Below are 3,991 nucleotides of genomic sequence, written 5' to 3' on the forward strand. Positions count from 1 at the left end.
ACCTTTGCTCACCCAGAGGCGCCCGCAGAGGTTCCATTCGAATGGAGCCTTCAGGTTCGCCCGAGTCAAATCGATATCTTTTCACACGTCAACGCCGCAACCTACGTTGCCATGTTCACAGATGCTTTATTTGAAGCAGCACAAAGTGGGCAAGAGGCGTTCAAACACCTCAACCAAGCTTCAATCAGACGCCTGGCGATTCAGTACCAACAGGAGGCTACCGTCCAACAGAAGTTGGTGGTGCGAGTTTGGGAGCTGGTCGGTACGGATGAATTGGGCTGCGAACTCTACAGACCGGAGGATGGTGTGACTCTTTGTTTAGCCACTCTCCACATGAGTCATGCTGCGGCGTTAGACTCCGCTCATATTCCCCGTGAAGACGCAGTTGCCAAGCCTAAAGTAAACTTGGCAACCTAAGCCAGCGAACAGCTTTACTTAATCTTTTCGTGACGGAATAGAAAATCGAGAACCAAGTCGACAAACTCACCGTTAAAGGCTGGGATGTGACTGCCGCCCTTAATGGTCCAAAGCTCTGCCGTCATATTGTTGTTGCAGCTATTACCACTGAGAACATCAGTTTCAGTCTCGCTGATTGCCCCTTCAATGGCGATGGCACCCATCTCTTTCACCGAGCCGCATGCATTGTTGGCACGCCACTGAGCCGTCGTCTCTTCCGCACTTGGGTAGCGAGCATCTCCGTTGTAGCGAATCGTCTCATCTTCGGTTCCGTGAACTTGAAGCATGGCCACCGGCTCACTGTTTTGGCAACGTTCCGGATCTTTGAAAGTTGCTCCAGCAAGGCTCATGATACCGGTGATGACATCTGCGTGGTCGCAAGCCAACCGGTGAGACATAAAGCCGCCGTTGGAATGCCCTGTCATGTAGACCTTACCCGCGTTTACGTTAAAGCGGCTTTTGGCTTCGTCGATTAAGCTTAAGAGATAACCAGCATCATCTGGATTCTGCCCGTAGAAATCACAGCAGTAGTCGGTGCCATTCCAAAATTGTGCACCTTGAGGATTTGCAGTTCCATCAGGCACAACGAGAATAAATCCCCGTGAATCTACTTTGCGGCTAAAACCCAGGTATGAATTCTGAATGGCTCCGGTGGCCGTGAAGCCATGCAGTAAGAAAACCAGTGGCCAATCCTCGGCGGCAGTGTAATTCGCAGGTACATAAACCGTTGCAGGCCTGTCCCAATCCATTCCAAGATCTGATGTGTCCAGTGGTGGCTCAACCCATTCCGTCGGTTCTTCCTCTACCTCAGAGCTTTGCTCTAGGGCCAAGTCGTCGCTCGCCTCACCGCAGGCCGATAGTGTGAAAACGAAAGCCAGGAGTCCGGTAACAACAAGGCGTGAGCTCATACTCGATAATTTCATTGATTTCCCCATTTCAGATTTGATTCGCGTGACCCGTTCCCACAGCGCGAATACATCCACATACAATGTAAGGAAGCTACCAATTCAAACAAAGTGGTCAAGGGTGCCCATGCTCTAAGCTGAAGGTCGAGCGTTAAGAATCTGGGTGCTCAACATCTTCTCAACAAAACAGTATACCGAAATCATTCAGGAAATTTGAGGGATGACTTAAGATAGCCGCGTGGTGGGTGAAGTGAGAGCTTGGATACAAGCTCTCTAGATAAGCTTTCGGAGCTTTTCCTCAATCACTTCAAAGACCCGCTCGATTAAGAAAATTCTCATTTGCGGCTGTGGCTTGGAGAAGCGGAATGCCGTGAGACCATCCTCTTCACTCATCCACTCACATTTGGCTCGTAAGTTCACGGTGATGCTCGTGGCTTCATCTTGACCAAAGTGCTTATTGAGAGAAAGGGTAATTTTATAAACCTCTCCCTCTTTCAAACCTTCTTGGTACGGAACACTTACACCACCACAACAAAAGGTCGTGGTCTTCGCTTCTGCGGCTGCCTCATCCATCCAGACTACCACCGAACAACGGTAGGGAATCCGCACAAACTCACGCTCTTGAATAAATTGTCCACTTAGGGGCTCTAGCTCATCAAGTACGGCCGAGTAACACTCGCCCCACAAAGCCGTCTCAGCCTCAGTTAAACCCTCTACCTGCTTTTTTCTCTCAAGCCTCTCAAAAGCCTCCAGGCCTTCAAGAACTTTTCCTATTCGTTCAGCAGATGCATCTGTCATGGAACAACTCTCCCCATCGATAAAAACTTATTGCCCATCAAGTCACTCCACGAACTTTATTGCAAGAGCCTCCCCTCAAGGAGCCTCCCCCGAGAGAATTATTCTTGAATAAAAACAGCCAGATACGAATAATTATGCTTATTCAAAGACGCTGCATCCCCGTGCGGAATCTCCGAAAAAAACCAGAGCCCGTTTTTCTTGGCCCCCATCATGATAAGACATCAAAGACTTCAAATATTCATGGCAGAGCATATGTTGACCCGGCCCAATCTATCGTTACAAAACCTCTTGATACCTATCCAGACTCATATCCCTGCCACGGCATTCGTGGGTGGCTTTTGTTTCGACCTCGCCACCCTCGGGCGGATTGATAGCTATACTAACTTTTTTGTCCACGGTTTTTGGTTGCTCATAAGCGGCATGATTTTAGTGATGACCCTCGTCGCACAATCTGAGTGGACGTACACGGGGCCAAGAATCAAAAGGCGGCTGGCATCATCGTTTCTTAAACATGACCAATTTGTATTCCATTTCGCACTGGGCGCTCTTTTAAGTGCCTTCACAATCTTCTATTTCAAATCCAGTTCCGCGGCCGTTTCTATTCTCTTTTTAGGACTTCTGGCCGGTCTTCTGATCCTCAATGAAATGAAGCGGTTTCAAAAAATCGGTCCCTTTATCAGGTGCATGCTTTACCAAATTGCGCTCCTAACATTTGCCACCTATATCATTCCGATACTTCTGGGCTCTTTAAGCTATGCAGTCTTTGCCCTGGCTCTTTGCTCCAGCGCCGCCATTGCCCTTGGCCTTGGTGCCGTCCTCAAAAAGTTAGATTACCCCGCTAGGTCGTTGCGGCTTTATTATTTGAACCCAACTCTCATCGCATTCGGGCTATTTACCGGGCTCTACGCAAGCAATGCTATACCGCCCATACCCCTCTCCACTCAGCACATTGGCGTTTACCACGATGTCCGAGTAAGTAAATCCGGGTATGCCATCAAACAAGATCCGCGTGGGCAATCCATGCTGCCTTTTGCTCAAGACACCTTCTTTGCACGGCCAGCCGATAAGGTCTTTGTCTTTACGCGTATTTTTGCGCCGCGTCACTTCAGCGATTCAATATACCTTCGATGGCAAAAAGAACTCGCCAACGGTAGCTGGCATACAACGGATACAATACCGATGAAGATCCGTGGCGGGCGAGAGATGGGTTACCGCGGCTACGGCTACAAAGCCAACTACCAGGCTGGGAATTGGCGCGTATTTGTGGAAACAAAAGATGGGCGCGAAGTAGGCAGCGTTTCCTTTGCCATCCAAAAAGATGATTCCGACACATCAAGAATTTTTCAGTCAAGAGTGCACTAGACCGCCTGCAAAATGTTTCAGAATGCGTAAAGCACTGAATTACTTCGTCTCAATGCATCCCACACAAAGGCTTTCAAAAGCCCGGCAAAAGTCACGATGACTTAACGCCATGGTTTTTCGTGGGTCATGAGGGTTACGAATAATCACTTTATCTTCTGTGACGCCCACTGCGATATAAACATGGTTGTCATAGATATTTGGCAGAACCTTTCGGCTCTTCGAAGATGCGGTCACAGGCAAGCCCATTTTAATCGCTAAGTCCAGGTCCGAAAGAGCAATCATATTCTGCTCTGAACCTGGGCGACCAAGCTCTACATCCTCTACGTGCATTCCGGTTACACCACGGAAAACAGTTTCCTCGATTCCGCCTTGGTCAAGCTTATCGTAGCCTCCAAGCATCGTCGCAAAAGCCTTTTCAAGAATCGCTGGCCAAAGGGGTCGGTCGGCGTCCTCAAACTCATCGATTTCAT

General features: G+C 48.9%; 5 protein-coding genes. 2 read left to right on the plus strand and 3 right to left on the minus strand.

Annotation, left to right across the window (positions count from 1 at the left end; translation table 11 throughout):
- On the plus strand, positions 1 to 417 hold a 417-nt coding region (locus HOK28_16855; protein MBT6434768.1), incomplete at its 5' end, for a hypothetical protein.
- 14 nt (positions 418 to 431) lie between these two features.
- Here HOK28_16855 and HOK28_16860 read toward each other — a convergent pair.
- Both HOK28_16860 and HOK28_16865 read right to left on the minus strand, forming a co-directional pair.
- Positions 432 to 1,379, minus strand: a complete 948-nt coding sequence (locus tag HOK28_16860; GenBank protein ID MBT6434769.1) for a hypothetical protein — start codon at positions 1,377 to 1,379, stop codon at positions 432 to 434.
- Between the two features lie 255 nt (positions 1,380 to 1,634).
- Positions 1,635 to 2,159 (minus strand): hypothetical protein, encoded by a 525-nt coding sequence (locus HOK28_16865; protein MBT6434770.1) that lies wholly within the window; start codon positions 2,157 to 2,159, stop codon positions 1,635 to 1,637.
- Between the two features lie 240 nt (positions 2,160 to 2,399).
- On the opposite strand from HOK28_16865, the gene HOK28_16870 reads away from it, so the two are divergent.
- Positions 2,400 to 3,521, plus strand: coding sequence for a DUF2914 domain-containing protein (locus HOK28_16870; protein ID MBT6434771.1), 1,122 nt, complete (start codon positions 2,400 to 2,402; stop codon positions 3,519 to 3,521).
- A gap of 39 nt (positions 3,522 to 3,560) precedes the next feature.
- Here the strand turns inward: HOK28_16870 and HOK28_16875 are convergent.
- Positions 3,561 to 3,991: hypothetical protein (locus HOK28_16875; GenBank protein ID MBT6434772.1), on the minus strand; the 431-nt coding region annotated here is incomplete at its 5' end.

This window comes from Deltaproteobacteria bacterium, from assembly GCA_018668695.1.
GTDB lineage: Bacteria > Myxococcota > XYA12-FULL-58-9 > XYA12-FULL-58-9 > JABJBS01 > JABJBS01.

Excerpts from the sequence above, each read along its gene's own strand:
- HOK28_16860 (MBT6434769.1), bottom strand. The coding sequence starts at position 1,379 with ATGAAATTATCGAGTATGAGCTCACGCCTTGTTGTTACCGGACTCCTG.
- HOK28_16865 (MBT6434770.1), bottom strand. The coding sequence starts at position 2,159 with ATGACAGATGCATCTGCTGAACGAATAGGAAAAGTTCTTGAAGGCCTG.
- HOK28_16870 (MBT6434771.1), top strand. The coding sequence starts at position 2,400 with ATGGCAGAGCATATGTTGACCCGGCCCAATCTATCGTTACAAAACCTC.